The sequence below is a fragment of the Kitasatospora sp. NPDC024654 genome (assembly GCF_055559155.1).
Genome location: NZ_JBVHLF010000061.1, coordinates 1 through 3,018 on the forward strand (window position 1 = coordinate 1; position 3,018 = coordinate 3,018).

The following is a 3,018-nucleotide window of genomic DNA, read 5'->3' on the forward strand; positions in this document are numbered from 1 at the left end:
ACGAACGGCTCGCGCGACTGGCCATGCACCCACCGGGACCGAGAGGTCACAACCCTACCGAAGAGGGCTGCAGAAGGGATGGTCCTCTAATGAGCACGGTGCAGACCGGCAGCGGCGGCACGGTGCGCCGACTGCTGCTGGGCTCCCAGTTGCGGCGGCTGCGCGAGGCCAGGGGAGTGTCCCGGGAGGACGCCGGGTACGAGATCCGGGCCTCCGGGTCGAAGATCGCCCGGATGGAGCTGGGCCGGGTCAGTTTCAAGGAGCGGGACGTCGCCGACCTGCTGACCCTCTACGGCGTCGGCGACGAGCGGGAACGGGCCGCGCTGCTCGGCCTGGTCCGGGAGGCCAACGCGACCCCGTGGTGGCACGGTTACGCCGACGTGCTGCCGTCCTGGTTCCAGACCTACCTGGGCTTCGAGGAGGCCGCCTGCTCGATCGCCTCCTACGAGGTGCAGTTCGTCCCCGGGCTGCTGCAGACCGAGGGGTACGCCCGGGCGGTGATCCGGCTCGGCCTGCCGGGCGGCACCACGAGCGAGATCGAGCGCCGGGTCGAGGTGCGGCTGCGCCGGCAGCTGCTGCTCACCGCCGAACGGGCGCCGCAGCTGGTGGCCGTGGTGGACGAGGCCGCGCTGCGCCGGCCGTGCGGCGGGCCGGAGGTGATGCGCGGGCAGCTGGAGCAGCTGCTGCGGCTCTCCGAGCGGCCCAACGTGCTGCTCCAGGTGATGCCGCTGGGCTTCGACGGGCTGGCCGCGGAGAGCGGCGCCTTCTCGGTGCTGGGCTTTCCCGAGCCCGACCTGCCGGAACTGGTCTACCTGGAGCAGTTCACCACCGCGCTCTACCTGGACCGACCGCGCGAGGTGGCCGAGTACACCGCGACCCTGGACCGGCTGCGCGCCGACAGTCTGTCACCGGAGGACAGCAGGCGGCTTCTGACCAGTCTCCTTCAAGAGGCCTGACCCATCGGTAGGATGAGTGTTCATCAGGACGTGTGAAGGGGAGTCGGGTGTCCTATTTTTCGGAACTCTCGCAGCAGTACATCGCCGGGCGGTGGCATCCCGGTAGCGGTTCCTGGGACATCGTCGACCTCAACCCGTACAACGGGGAGAAGCTCGCCTCGATCACCGTGGCGACCGTCGACGAGGTGGACCAGGCCTACCGGGCGGCCGAGGCCGCCCAGCGGGAGTGGGCCGGAGTCAACCCGTACGAGCGTCGGCTGGTCTTCGAGCGCGCGCTGCGGGTGATCGAGGAGCACGAGCGGGAGATCACCGACACCATCATCGCCGAGCTGGGCGGCACCCATCTCAAGGCCGGCTTCGAACTCGGGCTCACCAAGGACCTGTTGCGCGAGGCGATGCAGCTGTCGCTGCGCGCCGAGGGCCGGGTGCTGCCCTCGCCGGTGGACGGCAAGGAGAACCGGCTCTACCGCCTGCCCGTCGGCGTGGTCGGCGTGATCAGCCCCTTCAACTTCCCGCTCTTCCTCTCCGTCAAGGCGGTCGCCCCGGCGCTGGCGCTGGGCAACGCGGTGGTGCTCAAGCCGCACCAGGACGCCCCGATCGTCGGCGGCACCCTGGTCGCCAGGATCTTCGAGCAGGCCGGCCTGCCGGCGGGCCTGCTCAACGTGGTGGTCACCGACATCGCCGAGATCGGGGACGCGCTGCTGGAGCACCCGGTGCCCAAGGTGATCGCGTTCACCGGCTCGGACCGGGTCGGTCGGCACGTCGCCACCGTGGCGGCCTCGCACTTCAAGCGCTCGATCCTGGAGCTCGGCGGCAACAGCGCGCTGATCGTGCTGGACGACGCCGACCTCGACTACGCGGTGGACGCCGCGGTCTTCAGCCGCTTCGCCCACCAGGGCCAGGTCTGCATGGCTGCCAACCGGGTGCTGGTGGACCGCGCTGTGCTGGCCGAGTTCACCGAGAAGTTCGTCGCCAAGGTCGCCTCGCTCACCGTCGGCGACCCGAAGGACCCGGCCACCCAGCTCGGCCCGCTGATCAACAGCGTGCAGGCCGACGCGCTGACCGCGCAGGTGGACCAGGCGGTGGCGGACGGCGCGACGGTGCTGCTGCGCGGCAGCACGGTGGGCACCCTGATGGAGCCGGTGGTGCTGACCGGCCTGGCCCCGGACGCGCCGATCCTGCGGCGGGAGCTGTTCGGGCCGGTGGTCCTGCTGGTGCCGTTCGACGGCGAGGACGAGGCGGTGGCGCTGGCCAACGACACGCCGTTCGGGCTGAGCGGCGCGGTGCACACCGGGGACACCGAGCGGGGCGTCCGGGTGGCGAAACGGATCGAGACCGGCATGATCCACGTCAACGACGGGACCATCCACGACGAGGCGATCGTGCCGTTCGGCGGCGAGAAGAACTCCGGGCTGGGCCGGCTCAACGGCGAGTCCACGGTGGACGCCTTCACCACACTGAAGTGGATCTCCATCCAGCACGGGCGCAGCCGCTTCCCGTTCTGAGTGCTGCCCGTCTCCGGGGCGACCGGGTTCTGCGCCGACCGGGTGAAAGCTTCCATAACTGGACATACCATCGCAGAAAGGCGTTGATGGGAGGCCCAGGATGACCAGGCGATCGACGGGCGGTACGACCAAGGCCCGCGCGAGCAAGCTCAGCACGGCCAAGCTCCGTCAGGGCACCCAGGAACTGTTGGAGCGCCGCGGCATGGCGGCCGCCGCGACCGGTAGGAGGCGCGGGTTCGGCCCCGCGCTGCACACCCCCGCCGCGGGCACCGCCCCGGCCCCCGCGGCGTACGGCACGTACGCGGCGCTGGCCGGCGAGCCCGCCTTCAGCCACGGCGGGCGGCGGGCACCCGAGCAGCGGGCACTGACCGGCGGGCTGCCGGCCCACGCCGAGCTCAAGGGCCACCGGCACCGGGGCGCCGAGAAACACTCCGCGCACTGAGCACGACGGATCCGGCCCGGGGACCCGCCGTTCCGTGGCGGATCCCCTGTGTTTCGGGCAGTCTCCCCCCTACCACCCCAAACACGTCTGTGGAAATCCCCTCACGTGGTGGTGC

The 3,018-nt window shown here is 71.1% G+C and carries 3 protein-coding genes; all 3 read left to right on the forward strand.

Annotated features, from left to right (window positions below):
• The first annotated feature begins 89 nt into the window (after positions 1 to 89).
• The 3 genes from ACZ38L_RS28190 to ACZ38L_RS28200 all read left to right on the forward strand — a co-directional run bounded on the left by ACZ38L_RS28190 (position 90) and on the right by ACZ38L_RS28200 (position 2,903).
• Positions 90 to 956 carry a helix-turn-helix domain-containing protein gene (locus ACZ38L_RS28190; protein ID WP_465698421.1) on the forward strand — a complete coding sequence of 289 codons (867 nt, stop codon included), beginning with the start codon at positions 90 to 92 and terminating at the stop codon, positions 954 to 956.
• A gap of 47 nt (positions 957 to 1,003) precedes the next feature.
• Entirely contained in the window at positions 1,004 to 2,461 is a 1,458-nt protein-coding gene (locus ACZ38L_RS28195; protein ID WP_465698423.1) for an aldehyde dehydrogenase family protein, read from the forward strand.
• Positions 2,462 to 2,561: 100 nt separating this feature from the next.
• Positions 2,562 to 2,903, forward strand: a complete 342-nt coding sequence (locus tag ACZ38L_RS28200; protein WP_465698425.1) for a hypothetical protein — start codon at positions 2,562 to 2,564, stop codon at positions 2,901 to 2,903.
• Positions 2,904 to 3,018: the final 115 nt, after the last annotated feature.

What these genes read in the sequence shown, in the direction of transcription:
- ACZ38L_RS28190 (WP_465698421.1), top strand. Translation starts at nt 90, where the DNA reads ATGAGCACGGTGCAGACCGGCAGCGGCGGCACGGTGCGCCGACTGCTG.
- ACZ38L_RS28200 (WP_465698425.1), top strand. Translation starts at nt 2,562, where the DNA reads ATGACCAGGCGATCGACGGGCGGTACGACCAAGGCCCGCGCGAGCAAG.